At 30.8% G+C, this 20,698-nt stretch carries 22 protein-coding genes; 16 read left to right on the top strand and 6 right to left on the bottom strand.

The genetic code is table 11. From position 1 onward, the window contains the following. Nucleotides 1-7: 7 nt before the first annotated feature. The 10 genes from nifX to UCYN_RS02960 all read left to right on the top strand — a co-directional run bounded on the left by nifX (nucleotide 8) and on the right by UCYN_RS02960 (nucleotide 6,860). Nucleotides 8-406 (top strand): nitrogen fixation protein NifX, encoded by a 399-nt coding sequence (nifX, locus tag UCYN_RS02915; protein ID WP_012954007.1) that lies wholly within the window; start codon nucleotides 8-10, stop codon nucleotides 404-406. Nucleotides 407-1,004: 598 nt separating this feature from the next. Then, on the top strand, nucleotides 1,005-1,241 hold the full coding sequence (locus UCYN_RS02920) for a CCE_0567 family metalloprotein (protein WP_041487842.1): 237 nt from the start codon (nucleotides 1,005-1,007) through the stop codon (nucleotides 1,239-1,241). Next, a complete protein-coding gene (nifW, locus tag UCYN_RS02925) occupies nucleotides 1,238-1,606 on the top strand; it encodes a nitrogenase-stabilizing/protective protein NifW (protein ID WP_041487742.1) in 369 nt (122 codons plus the stop codon). The genes UCYN_RS02920 and nifW overlap by 4 nt, the downstream gene beginning before the upstream one ends. 13 nt (nucleotides 1,607-1,619) lie before the next feature. After that, nucleotides 1,620-2,390 (top strand): HesA/MoeB/ThiF family protein, encoded by a 771-nt coding sequence (locus UCYN_RS02930; protein ID WP_012954010.1) that lies wholly within the window; start codon nucleotides 1,620-1,622, stop codon nucleotides 2,388-2,390. Between the two features lie 82 nt (nucleotides 2,391-2,472). After that, on the top strand, nucleotides 2,473-2,829 hold the full coding sequence (locus tag UCYN_RS02935; RefSeq protein WP_012954011.1) for a HesB/IscA family protein: 357 nt from the start codon (nucleotides 2,473-2,475) through the stop codon (nucleotides 2,827-2,829). Nucleotides 2,830-2,995: 166 nt separating this feature from the next. Then, nucleotides 2,996-3,253, top strand: a complete 258-nt coding sequence (locus UCYN_RS02940) for a 2Fe-2S iron-sulfur cluster-binding protein (protein WP_012954012.1) — start codon at nucleotides 2,996-2,998, stop codon at nucleotides 3,251-3,253. Between the two features lie 139 nt (nucleotides 3,254-3,392). Then, nucleotides 3,393-3,749 (top strand): hypothetical protein, encoded by a 357-nt coding sequence (locus UCYN_RS02945; RefSeq protein ID WP_012954013.1) that lies wholly within the window; start codon nucleotides 3,393-3,395, stop codon nucleotides 3,747-3,749. A 413-nt stretch (nucleotides 3,750-4,162) separates the two neighbouring features. Continuing rightward, complete coding sequence (gene modB, locus UCYN_RS02950) at nucleotides 4,163-6,121, top strand: molybdate ABC transporter permease subunit (RefSeq protein WP_012954014.1); 1,959 nt, start codon at nucleotides 4,163-4,165, stop codon at nucleotides 6,119-6,121. A gap of 32 nt (nucleotides 6,122-6,153) precedes the next feature. Further along, entirely contained in the window at nucleotides 6,154-6,450 is a 297-nt protein-coding gene (gene fdxB, locus UCYN_RS02955) for a ferredoxin III, nif-specific (RefSeq protein WP_012954015.1), read from the top strand. Between the two features lie 158 nt (nucleotides 6,451-6,608). Next, complete coding sequence (locus tag UCYN_RS02960) at nucleotides 6,609-6,860, top strand: hypothetical protein (protein WP_012954016.1); 252 nt, start codon at nucleotides 6,609-6,611, stop codon at nucleotides 6,858-6,860. A 711-nt stretch (nucleotides 6,861-7,571) separates the two neighbouring features. On the opposite strand, the gene UCYN_RS02965 is transcribed toward UCYN_RS02960, so the two are convergent. Beyond that, on the bottom strand, nucleotides 7,572-8,912 hold the full coding sequence (locus UCYN_RS02965; protein WP_012954017.1) for a TldD/PmbA family protein: 1,341 nt from the start codon (nucleotides 8,910-8,912) through the stop codon (nucleotides 7,572-7,574). Between the two features lie 483 nt (nucleotides 8,913-9,395). On the opposite strand from UCYN_RS02965, the gene UCYN_RS02970 reads away from it, so the two are divergent. The 4 genes from UCYN_RS02970 (at nucleotide 9,396) to psaJ (ending at nucleotide 11,765) form a co-directional block, all read left to right on the top strand. Further along, a complete protein-coding gene (locus UCYN_RS02970) occupies nucleotides 9,396-9,686 on the top strand; it encodes a YggT family protein (protein ID WP_012954018.1) in 291 nt (96 codons plus the stop codon). A gap of 619 nt (nucleotides 9,687-10,305) precedes the next feature. Further along, nucleotides 10,306-10,677, top strand: a complete 372-nt coding sequence (locus UCYN_RS02975) for a single-stranded DNA-binding protein (RefSeq protein ID WP_012954019.1) — start codon at nucleotides 10,306-10,308, stop codon at nucleotides 10,675-10,677. A 417-nt stretch (nucleotides 10,678-11,094) separates the two neighbouring features. Beyond that, nucleotides 11,095-11,583 carry a photosystem I subunit III precursor, plastocyanin (cyt c553) docking protein (PsaF) gene (locus tag UCYN_RS02980; protein ID WP_012954020.1) on the top strand — a complete coding sequence of 163 codons (489 nt, stop codon included), beginning with the start codon at nucleotides 11,095-11,097 and terminating at the stop codon, nucleotides 11,581-11,583. Nucleotides 11,584-11,636: 53 nt separating this feature from the next. Beyond that, nucleotides 11,637-11,765: a photosystem I reaction center subunit IX gene (gene psaJ / locus UCYN_RS06105; RefSeq protein ID WP_040054926.1), complete on the top strand. Its 129-nt coding sequence runs from the start codon at nucleotides 11,637-11,639 to the stop codon at nucleotides 11,763-11,765. Between the two features lie 156 nt (nucleotides 11,766-11,921). Here the strand turns inward: psaJ and UCYN_RS02985 are convergent, their stop codons facing one another. The 3 genes from UCYN_RS02985 to UCYN_RS02995 form a co-directional block, all read right to left on the bottom strand. Next, nucleotides 11,922-12,881 carry a CobW family GTP-binding protein gene (locus tag UCYN_RS02985; protein WP_012954021.1) on the bottom strand — a complete coding sequence of 320 codons (960 nt, stop codon included), beginning with the start codon at nucleotides 12,879-12,881 and terminating at the stop codon, nucleotides 11,922-11,924. Nucleotides 12,882-13,080: 199 nt separating this feature from the next. Further along, entirely contained in the window at nucleotides 13,081-13,392 is a 312-nt protein-coding gene (locus UCYN_RS02990) for a DUF6679 family protein (protein WP_012954022.1), read from the bottom strand. 240 nt (nucleotides 13,393-13,632) lie between these two features. After that, entirely contained in the window at nucleotides 13,633-13,851 is a 219-nt protein-coding gene (locus UCYN_RS02995) for a DUF4327 family protein (RefSeq protein ID WP_012954023.1), read from the bottom strand. 357 nt (nucleotides 13,852-14,208) lie between these two features. Between UCYN_RS02995 and UCYN_RS03000 the strand changes: the two genes are divergently transcribed. Further along, on the top strand, nucleotides 14,209-14,955 hold the full coding sequence (locus tag UCYN_RS03000; RefSeq protein WP_012954024.1) for a pantothenate kinase: 747 nt from the start codon (nucleotides 14,209-14,211) through the stop codon (nucleotides 14,953-14,955). 38 nt (nucleotides 14,956-14,993) lie between these two features. Here UCYN_RS03000 and UCYN_RS03005 read toward each other — a convergent pair whose 3' ends face one another. Both UCYN_RS03005 and UCYN_RS03010 read right to left on the bottom strand, forming a co-directional pair. Continuing rightward, on the bottom strand, nucleotides 14,994-16,118 hold the full coding sequence (locus tag UCYN_RS03005) for an ABC transporter permease (protein WP_012954025.1): 1,125 nt from the start codon (nucleotides 16,116-16,118) through the stop codon (nucleotides 14,994-14,996). 211 nt (nucleotides 16,119-16,329) lie between these two features. Further along, nucleotides 16,330-17,493: a GuaB3 family IMP dehydrogenase-related protein gene (locus tag UCYN_RS03010; RefSeq protein WP_041487843.1), complete on the bottom strand. Its 1,164-nt coding sequence runs from the start codon at nucleotides 17,491-17,493 to the stop codon at nucleotides 16,330-16,332. A 386-nt stretch (nucleotides 17,494-17,879) separates the two neighbouring features. Here UCYN_RS03010 and UCYN_RS03015 point away from each other — a divergent pair, with 386 nt between their 5' ends. Continuing rightward, the gene (locus UCYN_RS03015; RefSeq protein ID WP_012954027.1) at nucleotides 17,880-20,606 is read left to right on the top strand and encodes a valine--tRNA ligase; all 2,727 of its coding nucleotides are present in this window, start codon (nucleotides 17,880-17,882) and stop codon (nucleotides 20,604-20,606) included. The last annotated feature ends 92 nt before the right edge of the window (nucleotides 20,607-20,698 follow it).

Consider the following 20,698-nt stretch of genomic DNA (forward strand, 5'->3'; position numbering starts at 1 on the left):
GAAGAATATGAAAGTCGCATTTACAACTAGTGATAATCTTCACGTTAACGCTCATTTTGGATGGGCAAAAAATATTGATTTATACGAAGTATCACCCAGTGGTTTTAGCTTTGTTAGCACATTAGACTTCGGTGGTGATTTAAAAGAAGATGGCAATGAAGATAAGTTAGTGCCAAAAATTGAAGCACTAAAAGGTTGTACTTTACTCTATGTTTCTGCTATCGGGGGTAGTGCTGCTGCTCGCCTAATAAATAGGAATGTTACACCTATTAAGGCACGGACAGATCAAGATAAAATTGACGATATCTTAAATGAATTAGTCAAAACACTAAAAGGTAATCCTCCTCCTTGGTTACGCAAAGTTCTTCGCCAAGATAGCGAACCTGTAAACTTTGAAGATGACTAATCAACATAAATGGAACAGATCATTCTTTAGGAAAAAATACTTGGAATCCCTTATCAGATAGACTTTAAGCCTTTATATATAGGTATATGTTTAACTTGTATTGGATTCGGAGTAATAGAAATACACCACTATTACTAAATAAAAAAGTAATAGAGTTTATCCAAGAGAAGAATTTATTTCTGTTAACATTTCAAAAATTATTTATTTCTTATGCAAAATTTATCAATTGATTAGCATGGAAATAAATATGCTACGTCAATTCTTGTAAGCAGATACTATAAAGATTTAACTAAACAGTTTAATAGAACTATTTAGTAATAACTTAGATTGTCGCAAAAGAGTTTCGTCTTAGAAATTTAAGAAAATGAAGTAGTTTAGAATTAAAGATGACAATCTTTAGTATTTAATTAATACATAAAATCTTAATACTTTAATTTCAATTGGCGATAATTTACAAAAAACTAGGTATAGTTTTTATCTACATCTTTACTAGTTTACTAGATTATAATTCGAGAATAAGGTAAATGTAATGTTTACTTTCAAACTTCTCATTTTAAGTAACTGGTTAATATCTTATACACTATTCTATGAGGAAAATATTGTGGTAAATGATAATCCTACCCCTACTCCTGATGAAATAGCAGACTTGAAAAAAGCAGTTCGAAAATTAAATTCAAGGGCTGGCGAAATGAAAATGGATTTACATGACCTTGCAGAAGGATTACCTGTAGATTATGAGCTTCTTGTGGAAACTGCGAAAAGAACTTACGATATATTTAATGATTTAGATCAATTAAAGAGAAAACTTACTTCTTGGGAGAAGAACCTAAAATGACTATTCCTACTAATACACCAAAAACATTGGCTAATTTTATCAAACTTACCAATACAGAAGATTTTTTACAGTTTTTTGATATTGATTATGATCCAACTTTTGTTAATGTAAATCGTCTTCATATCTTAAAACAATTCTCTATATTAGTAGCAGAGATAAATAGAGTTTTTCCAGATATAGATGACATGGAAAAATTAGCAAAATATAAGGTGGCATTCGAAGAATCTTATCAACTATTTAAGACTTCTACCCCTCTAGATACCAAGTTGTTTAAAGTTTTTAAAGATGCCCCTAATAATGTTGTTTTATTGGAAGATTTAAGTATCGATGAAACAGATTGGACAAAAGATTCTGGTATTCTCTAATTAATTAATATTTATGGAACTTACTCCTAGTGAATTAGAACGTTATTCTAGACAAATTCAAATTTCTGGTTTTGGAGAGAATGGACAAAGACTCCTGAAAAACACAGTTGCTGTTGTTACAGGTGTAGGTGGATTAGGAGGAACTGTTGCTCTATATCTAGCTATCGCTGGGGTAGGTAAAATCATTTTGGTTCGTGGAGGAAATCTGCGTGTTGATGACCTTAATCGTCAAATATTGATGACTAACAGTTGGGTGGGTCAGCCTAGGGTCTATAAAGCCAAAGAAACTATTCTAAATATTAATCCTGATATTGAAGTTGAAGTAATTCCTGAATTTGTTACCTCTGAAAATGTTGATAGTCTGGTAAAAAATTCTAATATTGCTTTTGATTGCGCTTTTGATTTTACAGAAAGGGATTTATTAAACACAGCTTGTGTTCGCTGGAGAATTCCTATGGTGGAGGCAGCAATGAGTGGTATGGAAGCTTATTTAACAACTATCATTCCTGGTGAAACATCCTGTTTGTCATGTATTTTCCCAGAAAAGCCTAAGTGGGATAAATGGGGGTTTGGAGTTTTAGGAGCAGTTTCTGGTACTTTAGCTTGCTTAGCAGCGTTGGAAGGTATTAAACTTTTAACAGGAGTTGGAGAAACTTTAAAAGGTCAATTGTTAACAATGGATCTAGGAAATACAACTTTTACTAAACGTCGTCTTTATCATGATCCTGAATGCCATACTTGTGGTGGCTTAAGTCAGGATCATCATAACGATGCGATACAATAAAAGATAGATATTGAGGATAAGTATTTATTCTCATGATAATTATTTGATTTTACTTCTTCATTACCCTTATATTCATAAAAAAATGACTGTAACCCTAACTGAAAAAGCTACTATTCGACTTCAGTCCTTTCTGAAAAAACAATCAAATAAAGTTTCCGGCATTCGTGTTGGGGTTAAAGATGGTGGTTGTAATGGTTATGAATACACCCTTAATCTAGTAGGGAAACCAAATGAAAAGGATGTATGTTTTAATCAGAACAATATCTCTATCTATGTTGACCCTAATAATATATCCTTACTAGAAGGGGTAGTTATTGATTTTGTAGATAGTCTAACTAAAAGCGGATTTATTTTTACAAATCCTAATGCAACAGGTACTTGTGACTGCGGTAAGTCTTTCTCTACAGCAAACTGCGGACAATCTACCCCTTGTAGCTAATCGATAATTAAGAGTAGCTGATAAAAAATTTGGTTATTAGATATTATTCTTTTTCCAGAATCATACCGAATAACCAATAACACACATTCAATGTATAAGGAGAAACACTGATGCCTAAAACTTATGAAGTTCGATTGATTAAAGGGAAAAAAATAAGCCTCCAGAAATGGATGTTACTCTTACACTTCCTGATAATGTTTATATAGTTGATTCTGCTGAAGACAATGGGGTTGAACTTCCTGCGACTTGTCGAACAGGTAATTGCTCTAATTGTGTTGGCCGAATGGTTGAAGGAGAAGTTGATCAACTAGATCAAGCTTTTTTAACAGATAAACAGGTAAAAGATGGTTGGGTACTTCTTTGTGTTGCTTATCCTCGTTCTAACTGCACAATTAAAACTCATCAAGAGGCTTATTTAGTCTAAAGTATTAGATAATTTATCCTCATCTATTCGCAAAGGAAGCCGTAGAATTTGCTACGGCTCCATACCCTTCATTTTTGGTCGAAACAATCTATTTAATATGATTAATAACTAGGCAATACTATTTTCATCGAGGTTTATCATGAATCTAAAATGGAAAACATTTGTTTCGAAAACAGTATTTTGGATGATGGGAGAAGTATTTTTAAATTTCTTAGGTCTAGATAATGTAGCCGATTATAGTACTTTTTTGTTTGAACATGAGCTAGAGTTGTCTAAAAAAAATCATAAAACAGTTAAATTATCTTGCTTTAACCCTAAATTTTGTCACAAGATCAATAATAAATGTCCTATTGATGAAGTTGCTCTTCAATTCTCAAAAAATCCATTAGATGATTGTATAGTTAATCATGATATTTTTTCTAATAGATGTGTAAAAGTTAAGCATAGCTGTATAAAAGCTGCTTTGTTTTCCGATTTATCATATGGTTATAAATAAAAATTATAGAATAATAAAATATGGATTTATTCACATACAGTAATAAGATTTAATGCTGTAGTATTAAATTTTACGTAAACAAAAAATTTAAAAAATTGTTAAATATTTCGCAAAAATTATTGGATTTTATGTTGTTCCTATAAAAGAAGCTTCAGTAATCTAAATTTATGTATCTCTAGTTACTGTTTATAAAAACGTTAAAAACTACACTAGTAATTACTGAAAAATATAAATTATTTAACAGTTTCTATAAATATTAAATAATCTATAAAACATTAGTCTTATTAAAAACAGTGATAGTTAATTTTTCAGTGAATTTAATATTTTTCTGCCAATTATTTAATAATTTCATAACAAAATTAAATACTAAAAAATATTAAATAGTTTTTCCTCTTACCATAAAAAGGAACATCATGGCTTTAGATTTTTCTCCTATTTGGATCTCATTAAAAATTGCAACTTTTGCTACATTTTTTGCATTTTTTTCTGGAACAATATCAGCTTATTGGATGTTTAAATATAATGGAAAATGGAAAAGCATAATTGATGGATTTTTAACAATTCCTTTAGTACTTCCTCCTACAGTAATTGGATTTTTACTATTATTATTACTAGGAAAATATGGACCTATCGGTAGACTATTGTGGTTGTTTAATGTTAATATAATATTTACGTGGTATGCAGCTGTTATAGCAGCAATAGTTGTTGCTTTTCCTTTGATGTATAAAACATCATTAGGAGCATTTCAACAAATAGACTTTAACCTAATATCTAGTGCTAAAACTCTGGGAGCCTCAGAAATAGAGCTTTTTTGGCGGATCATACTGCCTTTAGCTAGACCGGGTCTTATATCAGGATTATTGTTGTCATATGCACGGGCTCTCGGTGAATTTGGAGCAACCTTGATGCTGGCGGGTAGTATTCCTGGAAAGACTCAAACTATTCCGATAGCAATCTTTTTCGCCACAGAAAGTGGTGACATAGAAGAAGCCCGGCTATTAGTAATAATAATGGTTCTTCTATCGCTTAGCATTACCATTAGTATAAATTTTTGGAATGATAACTATTCTATTAAACGTCTAGGGAAAAAGTTCTCGAAGATTAAAACATTTAAAGTTAGTAAGACTTTGAAAAGTGAAAAAAATTCTCTACCAGTTGTTGAGGCTTCAGAGAATTTTCACCCTTCAACACTATGTGATTCTAATCAATTAGTTGTCAACATAAAGAAAAAATTAACTAACTTTGAGTTAAATGTTTCCTTCTCAATTAATCGAGGCCAAACACCATTAGGTTTGTTAGGAGCTTCTGGAGCCGGGAAAAGTTTAATCTTAAGATGTATCGCTGGGCTGGATACTCCTGATCATGGCTATATATCTTTAAATGGTAAAGTCTTATTTGATTCTCAAAAAGGTATCAATGTTCCAATTCGTGAACGTAAAGTCGGATTTTTATTTCAAAACTATGCTTTGTTTCATCATTTAACAATTTTTCAAAACATAGCTTTTGGGTTACCTAAAAATCTTCCCTCTTCTATTGTTCATCAAAAAGTTGAAAAACAGTTGGTAACAGTTCAGTTACAGGGGTTTGAACATCGTTATCCTAATACACTTTCTGGAGGACAAAAACAAAGAGTTGCATTAGCTAGAGCATTAGCTAATGAACCCGACATCTTACTGTTAGACGAACCTTTTTCTGCACTTGATACTTATCTACGAGATCAATTAGAAAAGCTTTTAAAGCTAAGCTTAAATAATTACGCAGGAATAGCATTGTTTGTTAGCCATAATTTGGAAGAAGCCTATCGTATTTGTCCTAATCTTTTAATACTAAATGAAGGTATAATACTTACAAAGGGTTTGAAACAAAAAGTTTTTGATAATCCACGCTATCTTAAAGCAGCACAAATCACAGGATGTAAAAACTTTTCTAGAGCTCTTCCATTATCGAAAAATAAAATTGCTGCTCTTGATTGGGGATGTACCTTAAAAATTAATGAATCAACTTTTCCTGATTTAACTCATGTCGGAATTCGTGCTCATCAGATATCATTTATCGATTTTGGAGTAAATCTTTTAGAATATAATCAACTTGAGAATTTCTTTAAATGCTGGTTAGCAAGTATAACTGAAACTCAACACAGGATAACGTTATATATAAAATTAAACTCTCCTCCAACCAGTTTTTTTGACTATCATCTACAAGTCGAAGTCTTCAAGGATAAATGGGATGAGCTAAAAAAACTTCCAATACCCTGGCCAGTACAACTTGAACCTTCACGCCTCATGTTACTACAGAATTCAAGCGACTCTATATCCCTTGAATATACAACTAGTGATTTTTCAAAAGTTACTAGTAAACATAACTCTAATTAATAACTTTCCTGATACATAATAGGAGAACACTTATGGCAAACTTAACTGGCTTAACTTTTGGACAAAAAGAATGGACTCCAAAGTTTGTTGAAGATATCAATAAAGAAACCTGTCTTGGTTGTGGACGTTGTTTCAAAGTCTGCGGTCACAATGTCTTAACTTTGTTAGGAGTTAATGAAGACGGTGAAGTCGTTGATGAAGATGAAGATGATGATGATGTAGAACGTCAAGTCATGGGTATTATTAATAAAGATAATTGCGTTGGTTGTGAAGCATGCGCAAAAATTTGTCCTAAAGGTTGTTATACTAACGTACCTCTAGCTATATAATTGGATTTATAAAGGAGTAGCTGCAGTTCAAGCTAAGGCGGCTACTCTTTTATAAATATGTACTCATTAAATAGTAAAAAACTGTAATAATTAAAATATTAATCGTAATAGAAAGTAATGTTATGGTTGAATCTTATCTATCTTAAGTAAGAAATAAAATGACACAATCTCGTCAAGAACAATATTACACTTTAATTGATGAACTACTTCGTTGCCCTAATGGAGAAGAGCCTGACCTTTTACATACAAATAGAGAATTACTAGATAGTAAATTCATTGAGTCACTAGTCCAGGTTTCAACTATGATGGCTCACGAAAATAATCCTGATGGAGCTAAGTTCTTGATTCATATTGCAAGACAATTGGCAAAAGAATTAGGGCTATATCCTGAAATTAAAAATGATAAATAGTTGACTCATTTTTGATTTTATAGATATGAATTAAGAACCTAGGACTTAATAGTATCAATTTCTCCAACAATTCAAACTTTATTTTTATTACTTTGATCTTAAATTGTTTTATGTCTTAGACATATATTCCTTCTGTATATGTTTGAATTTTTTTATTAAACTATGATTAGTAATATTCTAGAGGGAGATCACGGCTTTGGAGTAGTCCAGAATAATTCTAGTAGTAGAGATATAGAGAATACCAGTGTATGTGTTGAGGTAATTCTTTTTTAACGTTCTTCTGACAATTTTATGAAGCTTATAGTTCTAGGCCGAAAACGCTTTTGTGTATTGAAATACATAACAGAAAAACCTTATAAAGTAAGTTTGGTAGGATACTTAAGAGATAAATTAACTGATAAAAGTTTTTATAGATTATCTACAAAGTTAATTAACTAGCAAGTAAATTTACTAGATAAATAACCTACAATTTCCTTAGAATTATATTACTTAGTGACTAGTATCCTTTGCGATTTGGAAACAGAGCAACAGACATTTTAGATAATTAAGAAACTGAAAATTGTCTGCGAAGGAAATTAGAAATCTTAATAATTACACGTAACCATTTAGTTACTAAAGTTACCTTAAAAGATATCCTCTAGTATGAAATTTTTTATTACTAAAAACTCATTGTTAAATAGAATTGGATAATTAAATTTATATATTTTCAATTTAATCTCCAGTAATAGATAAATTATCAACCCATATCTTAGGGCAAATTCCTTTAGGTGTAATCTCTGGTTCAGATTCCACATGAATAATAGAATTTAGTAATTTTAAAAAGTCACCTGCTATTGTTGCAGAATCAATACTAACAAAATTTCCATTGTTAACTAACCATCCTTCAAAAGGTAAAGAAAAAGAACCTTGTAAACTATTCACCCCAGCATGAAGAGCTTGTAATTTATCAATAAAAACTACATTTTTCACCATGTTAAGGTTACATTCAAAATTTGCTTGTTGATTAGATATGACATGGTAATAATGAGGCCTAATATTTACTTTAGAACCAATATTTGCATGGCCGGTAGGCTTGGTATCTAAACGTTGAGCAGTTCTCTCGCTATGCAGCAGGCCTGTAAGAATACCATTATTAATTATTTCTACACGACGTGTAGGAGTTCCTTCTTCGTCAAAAGTTTCTATACCAACATTATTACAATTCCTAGCATCGTCATATAAAGAAAGAAATGGAACAGAAATTCGTTTCCCTAAAGAATTTATTGTAGAAAGACTTTGCTTATCTAAAATATTCTGAGCGTTAAATAAATTAGTAAAAGAATTAATTAGACTTAGAAATGCCGTAGGAGAAAATACTACAGTATACTTCCCTGAAGTAATACTCTGATAATTAACATGACTAAGAGTTTTTTTAATTACTTCTCGTAAACAGCCTTCAATATCTAGAGTTGAAAAATCTCGACTAGTTTTTATAGAACTTGCTCCTCTAGGTTTTTTCCCTTCTTCCTCTGTACGACTATAAAAATAAATAGCATTATATGAAAGATTTTCTTGGCGTAAAGAATAAGTGCTATTAAGATAAAATCTATTAATATTTTCTTGAGATAGGCCGTTATAAGGAACACTCTTAATAATAGAGCTTGATTCCAATAAAGTTTTTTCTGCTGCAATTAACGTATCTATCAGTATAGGAATTGGAGTTGGACTAGATATTTTAGTAGATGTGCTTTCAATTACAGTATTAGCTTCTGGACTAAAATCTGGTACATGTTCTTGAGTACCAAAGTAACTAGCATCTTTAGCTGTTTGCAAAGCTAACTTTATACCAATTTTATCTAAATCAGTAGTAGTAGTAACTCCAATATTTCCACTTTTATTCCAAACTCTAACAGTAATACTTGATCTATTAGATGCTTGAAGTTGTTTTGGTTTACCACTATCAACTTCTATACTAGTTTCTTCTATGGCAGCACCATATATATCGTACTTAGTAATGTTAAGTTCTTTTGAACTCTTTTGGGCATAATCAGCAACTTGTTCAATATGGAGCATTACTATTTACTTTATAAAGTATAAAAATATCTTTTAGATAAGTTTTCTATATTAATATTCTATCTTATTAAATTATGTTCTTAGAATTTTAATTTGTATGAAAAATATAAATTAAAAAATATAATATTACTTGATAAGTATTTTAAAATCTAAGATAAAGTCTTAAAAACAAGGTGTTAAATAAGATACAAATAAATAATTCAGCTGTAAATTATCTATATTAATAAATTAGAAGTGATATCTAATAAATTAAGAAAAAAATAAATACCATAATCTAATATTTGTTAATTATCTAATGAAATCTTTAAATTATAAATATTAACAATAAGCTTTTTAATTGTTCTCAAATATTGAAAAAAACATTTAACATATAAAAAACTTAGATATTTTTTGTAACTATAATTCTATCAATATGGAAAAATTAAACAAACTTTAGATAGAGATATTGTAAACTAGAAGGTGAGCTGATATATTCTAAAAATCATGAATCTGTTAAACATAGCATATTGGGCTTTAAGTATACTTTTAGCTATAATGACTTTCTTGTTTATTTTTCGTATTGTCTTAACTTGGTACCCTCAAGCAGAAATGAATCGATTTCCTTGGTTTTTAATTGCTTTGCCAACAGAATTTTTATTAGTCCCAATCAGAAGTTGGATATCTCCAATTGGAGGAGTAGATATTAGTCCTATTATATGGGTTGGAATTTGTAGTTTGTTAAGAGAAGTATTAGTTGGGCAACAGGGATTAATATCTATGGCACTATATAGATAAATACTGATTATCTCTTGAGAAACAATGGAAATTAGTAAATTATCAAATTTTGACAAAAAATTCTAGCATCACTCTTAATTAATAAGAATAAAAAAACAACATATAGAAACAGATATTTTTTATATACTGTGTCAGTTATTTAAAAGCTTTAGCATGAGTTGTTGCTTTGAAAAGCTATATCACCTAAATATTTTCTATTTAAATAATTTTTGGGTTTTTGTATGAAATCTTACTTAGTATTAGATGATTGTTTAAGATTTCTCTTGTTCATTTAACAACACAGTACAAAAGATTTGTAACAATGTGAGTTAAAGTGTCATTTTTATGACTTAATAAAATGATACCTCCCGCAGATACATAGATAGAAGTGTTGACTGCTTTTAACTCAACACCTATGTCCAGTAAAAGAAAAATAACCAAAAACTCTCATTTTTGTTTTTTCCATGATTAATAATTAAAGACTAAGCATTACTTTAGATGTTAAATAAGCTAATCAACCTTAATTAAGGATAAATATAAATTTCGAGCTACATCATGCCTGATTGGTAAAAAAGAGTTGGTTACCGTATCATTGCTTGTTACAATATCTTAGACATAAAGAAAATTTGAAAGAAAATATATGAGTTTGAATATTGTTAACTTAGTTGGTCGTGTCGGGAGAGATCCGGAAGTCAAATACTTTGAATCTGGAACAGTATTGTGTACGTTAACATTAGCAGTTAATCGTCGTTCTAGCAAAAGAGATGAAGCAGATTGGTTTAATTTAAAAATTTGGGGTAAAACAGCGGAAATTGCCGCTAACTATGTTAGAAAAGGAAGCTTAATTGGAGTTCATGGATCATTAGAAATAGAAACCTGGAAAGACCGCAATACAGGTGTTGACCGCTCTAGTCCGATTATTAAAGTTGATCGTTTAGATTTATTAGGTTCTAAACGCGATAATGAATCAAGCTCAACTGGAAATTATCAAGGAGGAAATGATGAATTTTAAAAAAATAAAATAGTAACTATATTAAAATAAACTTCAGTTAAAGATGCTTTATCCCAAGCTCTCTTCAGCAAATAAGGCAATTATTTCTTAGGATCCATAACTTAAAGTTATAAAAAATGTTTTTTTATAACTTTAATACTGTTTAATTTATTAGTTTTTTATTTTTATATTTATCATATAAAAATCCTAGCGCGTATATTTCTCCACTTTATTAAAGAAGTATATATCGTTAACAACACAAATCTTAACTTAAAGAGACTAGAATGCTTATTATGATTAAGATAATACAAGATAATTTTTGTAACTTTAATCTTAATTAGATCTTTGAATCAGATTAATGTGATTTGTTACATAATTAGCTTATTTTGTCTTGTGTTCTACGAACTTAGTTTTTTGTGACAAAAGGAAACAACATCTATGAAACGATTATTGTTCACATTAATTCTTATCACAACTTTGTGGTTTAATTTTACGCCTACTGCTTCAGCTTTTTATGATAATTTAACCCCTTGCAGTGATTCTGCTGCTTATCAGCAAAAATCGAAGCATTTTCTAAATACTACTGATGATCCAAAGTCTGGACAAAAACGTGCCGAACTTTATGCTGAAGCTCTATGTGGTGCAGATGGCTATCCTCATTTAGTAGTAGATGGTAACCTAGCACATGCTGGAGATTTTGCTATTCCTGGCATAATGTTTCTTTACATTGCAGGTTGGATTGGTTGGGTTGGTCGTGCCTATTTAATTGCTATTAAAGGTGATACAAGTAAAGAAATTATTATTGATATTCCTCTAGCTATTGGACAAATGTTAATGGGTTTTGCTTGGCCAGTTTTAGCTTTTTATGAGTTCATTTCTGGAGATCTAGTAGTGAAGGATAGTGAAATCACTACATCTCCGCGATAACTAAATTTACCCTAAAAATTTTTACTGCTCATTAAATTATTGGAGAATGATTCATGGAAAATCTGACAAAATTTCTCTCAACTGCCCCTATTTTAATTATGGTACTGCTAACCTTTACTGCAGGTCTCTTAATTGAATTTAACCGCTTTTTTCCCGATCTTCTTTTTCATCCTTTGGGATAAAAGATTGATTAATTGCAATATACATATATTAACCCTAAGGTAGAGATAAAGTAGTTATATAAGAGATTTGCTCAAATATAACTACTTTATCTCTACCTTAGGGTTAGTATTTTGAAAAACAGATATATGAAGTTAACTTAGATTCTATTCTAAATACTATGATAGACAACTCATAATTTGTTTATATAATTTTCTTTTATCAAGATTTTGTCCAATTAAAACTAATTTATTATTAAAATATTTATCAAAGTCTTCATCTTCTATGCTAAAGCGTTTTCCAGTCAAATGAAAAACATGACGTTTTTCACTCTCATCAAACCATAAAATACCTTTTGCTCTAAAAACGTTATCAGGTAACTGATTATTGAGGAAATATTGAAACTTTTGAATAGCAAATGGTTTGTTGCTCTCAAAAGTAAATGAAGTGAATTCATCATTTACTAAATGATGTTGATGATCATGACTTTCATGTTTAGGATATTTATCAGCATTAAATAACTCAGAATCAAGAATTAATGGCAATGGAACTTTAGAATTTTTAGTTTTTAAAATCCTAGCAAATTCTTTCATTTTATTAAGACGTTCTTCTAATTGATTCACCTCTTGTTGGCTAACCAAATCAGTTTTATTAAGTAAAATAATATCTCCATAAGTTATTTGACTATATGCAGCTTGAGAGTTGAATAAATCTAGACAAAAATTAGAGCAATCTAGCATTGTAATAATAGAATCAACGCGTGTTAGGCTTCTTAAATCAGTATTTAGAAAAGATAATGCAATTGGCAAAGGATCTGCTAAGCCAGTAGTTTCTATTACTAAGTAGTCAATTTTTTTAGAGTATCCTAAGATTTTATAAACAGCTTCAATTAAATCATTATTAATAGAACAACAAATACAACCGTTGTTGAGCTCAACAATATTATCTTCACTAGTGACAATCAACTCGTTATCAATTCCAATTTCTCCAAATTCATTAACTAAAACTCCAATATTTTTACTTTCTTGATTAAGGAGAATATGGTTTAAAAGTGTAGTTTTACCGCTACCCAAAAAACCGGTAATGATGGTTACAGGAAGAACTTTGTCTTTAACGTTCATAACTTGTAGATTGCTCATGTTTCAGCTTTAAAATATTTTAAATAATAATTATGGATATTTCTAAATATTAATAAATAGAAAGAGAGCTGTCTATTAATTCTGGAAATAAAGTATCTCAAATGATAATTTTTTTTAATTTTAAGGTTCTCTGAAAATACTTTTAAAATTTTTTTCATATAAAAAAAGAAGTTACAGCTTTATGCCTAAATCATTATTATTAATCTTGATTGGAATCTGGAAAACGTGGATGTATTTGCTCAGCTTCAGGACATTCATCAGATACAGTAATCTCAGAGTTATAGCGTGAGACAGATGCAATCTTTTGACTAATTGCCCCAATGCTTTCTAGCCTTACCATTTCTTCCCAAGAACTAATTTCATCATCTTCTTCAGTTTCATATCGAATAATGACTAAGTCTCCTTCCAAAGATAGAATGGTCGCTCCATCAATCCAACGTTGCTGATCCCGCAAGAACAGGCAAACTTCTCGACCTTCTGTACAAAGTTGATAAATCTTGCGGTGTAGCATAGATGTCTCCTTAACAGGTAACAACCTTAATAAATTTACACTAACATTAAAAATAGTCTACATGCTATATCAAATAAGCTATTTTTAGAATGGTTAATAATTGTAGTAATCGCTTCGAAAAGACTTTAAGTAGGTTGGCTTTAAAATACCCCTAGGCTAAGAGGATATTATTAATTCTAACAGGAGCTAGGCTTAACAATACCTATAGTCAAATATTAATGATGGTATTTGTATAAGTAGTTATTCTTCATCCCATGCCTCAACAAGTAAAACCTCACTTACAGGATCTTGCATTACAAAACCAAAATCTAATAATTCTTTTTTCCAATAAGACCATTCATTGTCATAAAGAAGAGCTAATTTCCATATACTATCACTTGGCTTAAGAACTTTTGACTCTACCAGCAAAGAAACTTTACGTTGAAACTTCATCATAGGATGAGTGAGTTGCTTTGTCATAAACTCAATCAATTTATGTTTACTAAATTGTACAAATGTTTTCAGATCAACTTCTTTTTTAATATTTCTATATATGATTAGAGCAATATACGTTTATCTAATACTTATATTTAGAGAAGTATTCCCATTACATTCTTTTTAACTGATATATTCAGTTTATGCAAGTTTTTTTAATTTATAGTACGGTAATTACTACTTTAGTATATAAAAGTGATTCAGGTTATGTATTTAATCACAAAAAATAAATTTTAAAGTTATTTTAGATAAACGTCTTAAGTTATTAATTTAAAAAATAATCTTTTTCAAGGTAGTTAAAACAAGAGTTATTAATTTAATTACTTTTATATTAAGAGTACTATGACATTTACAAAATCAATAGAATGGTTAGCATTAGTAATTGGTAATTCTCATTTGCACTGGGGATATTTTAAAAATGGATTTTTACATAGTTGCTGGGATACGCATTATTATAATAAGCCTATTAACAATTTAATATTACCCTCTGAAGTCTTACTTGCTAATATTCCTAATACTTTGCCACTTATAGTAGCTTCTGTTGTACCAGAGCAAACTGCTATGTGGAGAGAATATTCTAATGTTAATATTATAGAAATAAGTGATATTCCAATAAATAACCTTTATTTTAATATGGGAATAGACAGAGCTTTAGCTGTTTTTGGAGCTGGAATAACATATAGCTTTCCTTGCTTGGTAATTGATGCAGGAACTGCTTTAACTTTTACGGGAGTAGATCAACACTCTACTTTTATAGGAGGAGCAATCTTACCAGGATTAAAACTACAGTTTGATTCATTATCAAATAAAATTCAAACTCTACCTAATGTTGATTTTCCTAAAAGGCTACCATGTCAATGGTCAGGGAATACTATGGAAGCAATTAAGAGTGGAATAATATATACAATAGTTAGTGGTATTAAAACATTTATAGACAACTGGCTAATAAGTTATCCGAGGAGTCATATTATTCTGACAGGAGGCGATTCGATTATTTTATATAATTATTTTATTGAGACAGATTCAAATAATTTTAGGAAACTAAAAGTAGATAGAAATCTTATATTTTGGGGAATTAAATCTATATAACTTTAGTTTTTACAAAAACTATTAAATAGAATTTTCTACTACTCTAAAGTATTTGGATCTAAAGCATCTCTTAAACCATCTCCGAGTAAGTTAAAAGATAAAACTGTTAAAATAATTGCCAAAGCTGGAGGCCAGATTAACCAAGGTTGTAGTACTAAAATTGAGGCATTAGTGGATACTGAAAGTAAATTTCCCCAACTAGCATCGGGTTGTTGAATTCCTAGACCTATTAAACTTAAAACTGACTCTGAAACAATAAACTCAGGGATTGTTAATGTGGCAGAAATTATAATATAAGTGATTGTTTGAGGCAAGATATGGTAAAAAATAATTCTTTGATTACTTGCCCCCATAGTTTTAGCAGCTTGAACAAATTCTTGATCTTTTAAAGAAAGTACTTGTCCTCTAACAACTCTAGCAAGCCCTGCCCAACCTATAAAAGATGTTATTAAAATTATTAAAATGAATCGCTTTGTATTACTTAGACTTGGAGGAATTATTGTAGCTAAAGCAACTAATAGGTAGATTCCTGGAATTGTCATTAGAACTTCTACTAAACGCATTAAAATTGTATCAATCCATCCACCAAAGTACCCAGCAATCCCTCCAATAATTACGCCTATAGGAAAAGATATCATAATTCCTATTAAGCCAATAAACAAACTAACTCTTCCCCCAAATAATAATCGACTGAATTGATCTCTTCCTTGTTCATCAGTTCCTAGTAGGTTTAATTTACCTGCACCAATAGTTCCTATAAGATGAATATCAGTTGGGATTCCAGGAAATATTTCAATTTCTTTAAAAGAAGGAGGTAAAGGGATATTTAAGTTAAATAATTTATAACTATTCCCTTTTACAAATAAACGGATAGGAGATGGATTATGGAAATTAATACTTAAATTACGTTCTCCCGTCTCAATATTCGTAGGATTTTGACTAGTTGGATAAACATGAGGTCCAATATATTTACCCTTAAGTGGTCCATCTTGGAGTGTCAAATAAATTGGTGTAGGAGGTAGTAAAGAACCATTTAGTTGAGATGTATAAGGAGCATATGGAGCAATAAAATCTGCAGCAATAACAACCACATATAAGACAGCTAATACAGTTATTCCAAAAATTGCTAAATGATTATTTCTAAGTCTTTGCCATAGGTTCATGATGTTAGCTTTATATTTCGTTGATTAAAAGCCAGATAATTCTCAAAAGATTTGATGAATTTTATAGATATTTAGACTAATTATTATTCAATAAGTATATTGTAATGACATATGGTCAACTTTTTTATTAAAACTTATTTATTAATTTAATAATAAATAAGGATAGTAAGTAAAAAAATATTTTTTTACTTACTATCCCTATCTGTCATATTTACTTACCCATGCCTAGTTGTTGGGCTTTTTGATAAACTTTTCCCTCTGTTAAGAGAGAAGGTGCAATTACTACTTCAACTTTTTGCATTTCTTTGATGTTTTGAGCGCCTAATGTACTCATACTAGTTTTTAAAGCTCCTAATAGATTATGAGTTCCATCATCTAACTTAGCAGGCCCAATTAAAACTTCTTCTATAGTCCCTGTTGTACCAACATTTATTCTTGTACCTCTTGGCAAAACAGGAGATGGTGTAGCCATTCCCCAATGATATCCTCTACCAGGCGCTTCTACAGCACGAGCTACTGGAGAACCTATCATTACTGAATCAGCACCGCAAGCTATGCATTTACAGATATCTCCCCCAGTAATAATTCCTCCATCTGCAATGATAGGTGTATATACTCCTGTTCTCTTGTAGTACTCATCACGTGCTGCAGCACAATCAGCAATAGCTGTAGGCTGTGGAACTCCTATCCCCAAAACGCCCCTGGAAGTACAAGCAGCTCCTGGCCCAATGCCGACTAAAATTCCTGCAGCCCCAGCCTCCATAAGCTCTAAGGCAACTTCATAAGTTACACAGTTTCCAAAGACAACTGGTATTGGCATATCTTTACAAAATTGTTGTAAGTCAAGAGAAGAAATAGATTCTGGTGTTAAGTGATTAGTTGAAACTACTGTAGCTTGAACAAACAGTAAGTCTGCTCCTGAATCAGCTACAATTTTTCCATATTTAGAAGCTCCCAAAGGAGTTAAGCTTACTGCAGCAATACTTCCAGAAGATTTAATATTTTCAATTCTTTTTTTGATTAATTCGGGTTTAATCGGTTCTGCATAAAGTTTTTGCATTAATTCTACAAACTCTGTTTTTCCTACAGAAGCGATTTTTTCAATAATTGGGGTAGTATCATCGTAACGAGTTTGAATACCTTCTAGATTTAGAACTCCTATAGCTCCAAGATCCGAAAGTAAGTTAGCCATCTTAACATCTACCACTCCATCCATAGCACTTGCAAGAATAGGTATATCTCTTTTTATGCCTCCGATACTCCAACTGGTATCTATTAGAGCAGGGTCTAAAGTACATGTGCCAGGTACAAGAGCGATTTCATTCATACCGTAAGCTCTTCTGGCTTTTTTACCATAACCAATAATAATATCCACGTTTTTATATTCCATTCCCTAAGTATTAAATTAGGCTAGCAAATTTTTGGAGTTTTCGGGTATAAAAATAAAAAACTTTGCTTTAATCAGATTTACTCGGTTTAATATATCAAAATTTAATAACCTATTAAGAGGTAACATATGTCTGTCATCTTTATGTAGTTTGAAAAACTATTTAGTAAATAGTCAATATAAAATTTCTAGTATATTTTTGAACCAAAAAATTTCTTGATTCAAAAATATTGCTTATGAAAAGAGAACTACTTCTCTATATTGTTGAAGTGGAAAAAAAAATTAATTTCTAATAGCTAACTTATGTTAGCTATACTGAAATTCTGATGATATGGCACAATTTAATTAAAAATAGATAATTATTAATATTTTAAATGACTATAAACACATTTGAATTGTCAACTAAATACGATCCTAAGTTAACAGAGTCTAAATGGCAAAAAGCTTGGGAAACTCATCAAGTTTTTAAAGCTGAGGCAACAAAAAAAGAAAAAATTTTTTGCATGGTCATCCCTCCTCCTAACGTTACAGGCAGCCTTCACATGGGCCATGCATTTGAAGATTGTTTAATGGATGTATTAGTTCGCTACCACAGGATGAGCGGAAAAAACACATTATGCCTTCCTGGAACTGATCACGCTAGTATTGCGGTTCATAGTATTCTTGATAAACAATTAAAAGAAGAAGACAAGACTCGTTATGAAATTGGTCGTGAAAATTTTCTTAAAAGGGCTTGGGAATGGAAGCAATCATCAGGAGGAAAGATAGTATCTCAATTAAAACAAGTTGGCTTATCTGCTGATTGGTCAAGAGAACGTTTTACTTTAGATGAAGGATTATCTAAAGCAGTTAAAACTGCTTTTATAAAACTATATGAAGCAGAATTAATTTATAGAGGTAAATATCTAATTAATTGGTGTCCTGCTTCTTTATCTGCTGTATCAGACTTAGAGGTAGAGAATAGAGAAGTTAAAGGAAACTTATGGTATTTTCGATACCCTTTAAAGGATAATAGTGGCTATGTAGATGTTGCTACTACTAGGCCTGAAACTATTTTAGGTGACACAGGAGTAGCTGTTCACCCAAATGATGAACGATATAAAAAACTAATTGGAAAAACTTTAATATTACCTATTGTAGGCCGAGAAATTTTGATAGTTGCAGATGAATCAGTTGACTCTGATTTTGGAACTGGATCTGTAAAAATCACTCCTGCTCACGATCCTAATGACTTTGCCATAGGAACTCGTCATAATTTACCTTTTATTAATATTCTTAATAAAGATGGCAGTTTAAATGAGAATACAGGAGAGTTTCAAGGACAAGACCGATACGAAGCTCGTAAGAATATTGTTAAAAGATTAGAGCAGGATGGCTTTTTAATTAAAGTTGAAGATCATTATCACTCTGTTCCATATAGTGATCGCGGCAAAGTTCCTATTGAACCGTTACTTTCTACTCAATGGTTTGTAAAAATCGAACCGCTTTCTAAAAAAGCACTTAAATTTCTAGACGAAGATAATTCACCTCGTTTCATTCCTCAACGATGGACAAAGGTTTATAGAGATTGGTTAGTAAAGCTAAAAGACTGGTGTATTTCACGCCAGCTATGGTGGGGACATCAAATACCTGCATGGTATGTAATTAGCCAAACTGATGGATTAATAACTGATGATACGCCTTTTATTGTGGCCTATGATGAAAGCGAAGCCTTGGAGAAAGCAAGAAAAGAATATGGTAATGATATCCAGCTAAAACAGGATCCTGATGTTTTAGATACTTGGTTCTCTTCAGGTTTATGGCCTTTTTCTACACTAGGTTGGCCAGAAAATACTGAAGATTTTGCAACTTATTACCCTACAAGCACTCTTGTTACAGGATTTGATATTATTTTCTTTTGGGTAGCAAGAATGACCATGATGGCTGGATATTTTACAGATCAAATGCCTTTCAAAGATGTTTATATCCATGGATTAGTTAGGGACGAAAATGGTAAAAAAATGTCAAAATCTTCTAATAATGGAATAGATCCATTGATTTTGATAGATAAATATGGTACTGACGCACTCCGTTATACTCTAATCAAAGAAGTTGCAGGAGCAGGTCAAGATGTGACTTTACAGTACAACAGAAAAACAAATGAATCTGAATCTGTAGAGGCATCTAGAAACTTTGCGAATAAACTTTGGAATGCAGCGAGATTTGTCATAATGAATTTGAAGGAGGAAATTCGAGATGATATAGGAAATCTTAATACTGAATATTTGGATCTAGCTGATTATTGGATATTGTCAAGATTTCAAAAAGTAACTAAACAAACTATTAATCATATAGATAGCTATGGTTTAGGCGAGGCAGCAAAAGGATTATATGATTTCATTTGGAGTGATTTTTGTGATTCATATATTGAATTAGTAAAATCTCGATTATCAGAAAATACAGATTCTTCTTTAGGTGCTCAACAAACTCTAGCATATATTTTGGATGGAATATTGAAACTATTACATCCATTCATGCCTCATATTACAGAAGAAATTTGGCAAACATTAACACGAAAAAATAATGAATTTATTGCTCTACAAGCATATCCCACTTCTGACTTAAATTATATAAAAGAAGATGTAGAAACCTCATTTGACTTGTTATTTGATGTGATCAAAAGTGTTCGTAATTTGCGAGCTGAATTAGATATTAAACCTAAGACAAAAGCTTCTGTAATACTACAAACCGAAAGCCAAACAACACAAAATACATTAAAAATAGGTCATAAATATATTCAAGATCTAGGCAAGCTCAATAAAATAACGATTGTTTCTGAACTAGAAACGGAGACAGAGCAAGTTTTTACTGGGGTTGTAAGAAATATACAGGTTTTAATTCCGTTGTCAGGAATAGTTGACGTACCTCTCCTTCGTCAGAAGTTAGGAAAAAGTCTAAATAAAATAGAAAATGAAGCTAATACCCTAGCACAACGTTTAGGGAATTCTAAGTTTATTGCAAAAGCTCCTGAAGAAGTAGTTACAAAAACACACAATGCTCTTGAAGAAGCCAGACAACAGGCTAATATTTTACGAGAACGTCTTCAACACTTACATGAGTAGTTTATTGTTATCGATAATCTATCCATTATCGATAACAGTAAACTATGATAAAGTTTTAATCGGATTTTTTCTACATATTACTGACTTCAAAA

Source organism: Candidatus Atelocyanobacterium thalassa isolate ALOHA (genome assembly GCF_000025125.1).
In the GTDB taxonomy this organism is placed as follows: domain Bacteria; phylum Cyanobacteriota; class Cyanobacteriia; order Cyanobacteriales; family Microcystaceae; genus Atelocyanobacterium; species Atelocyanobacterium thalassae.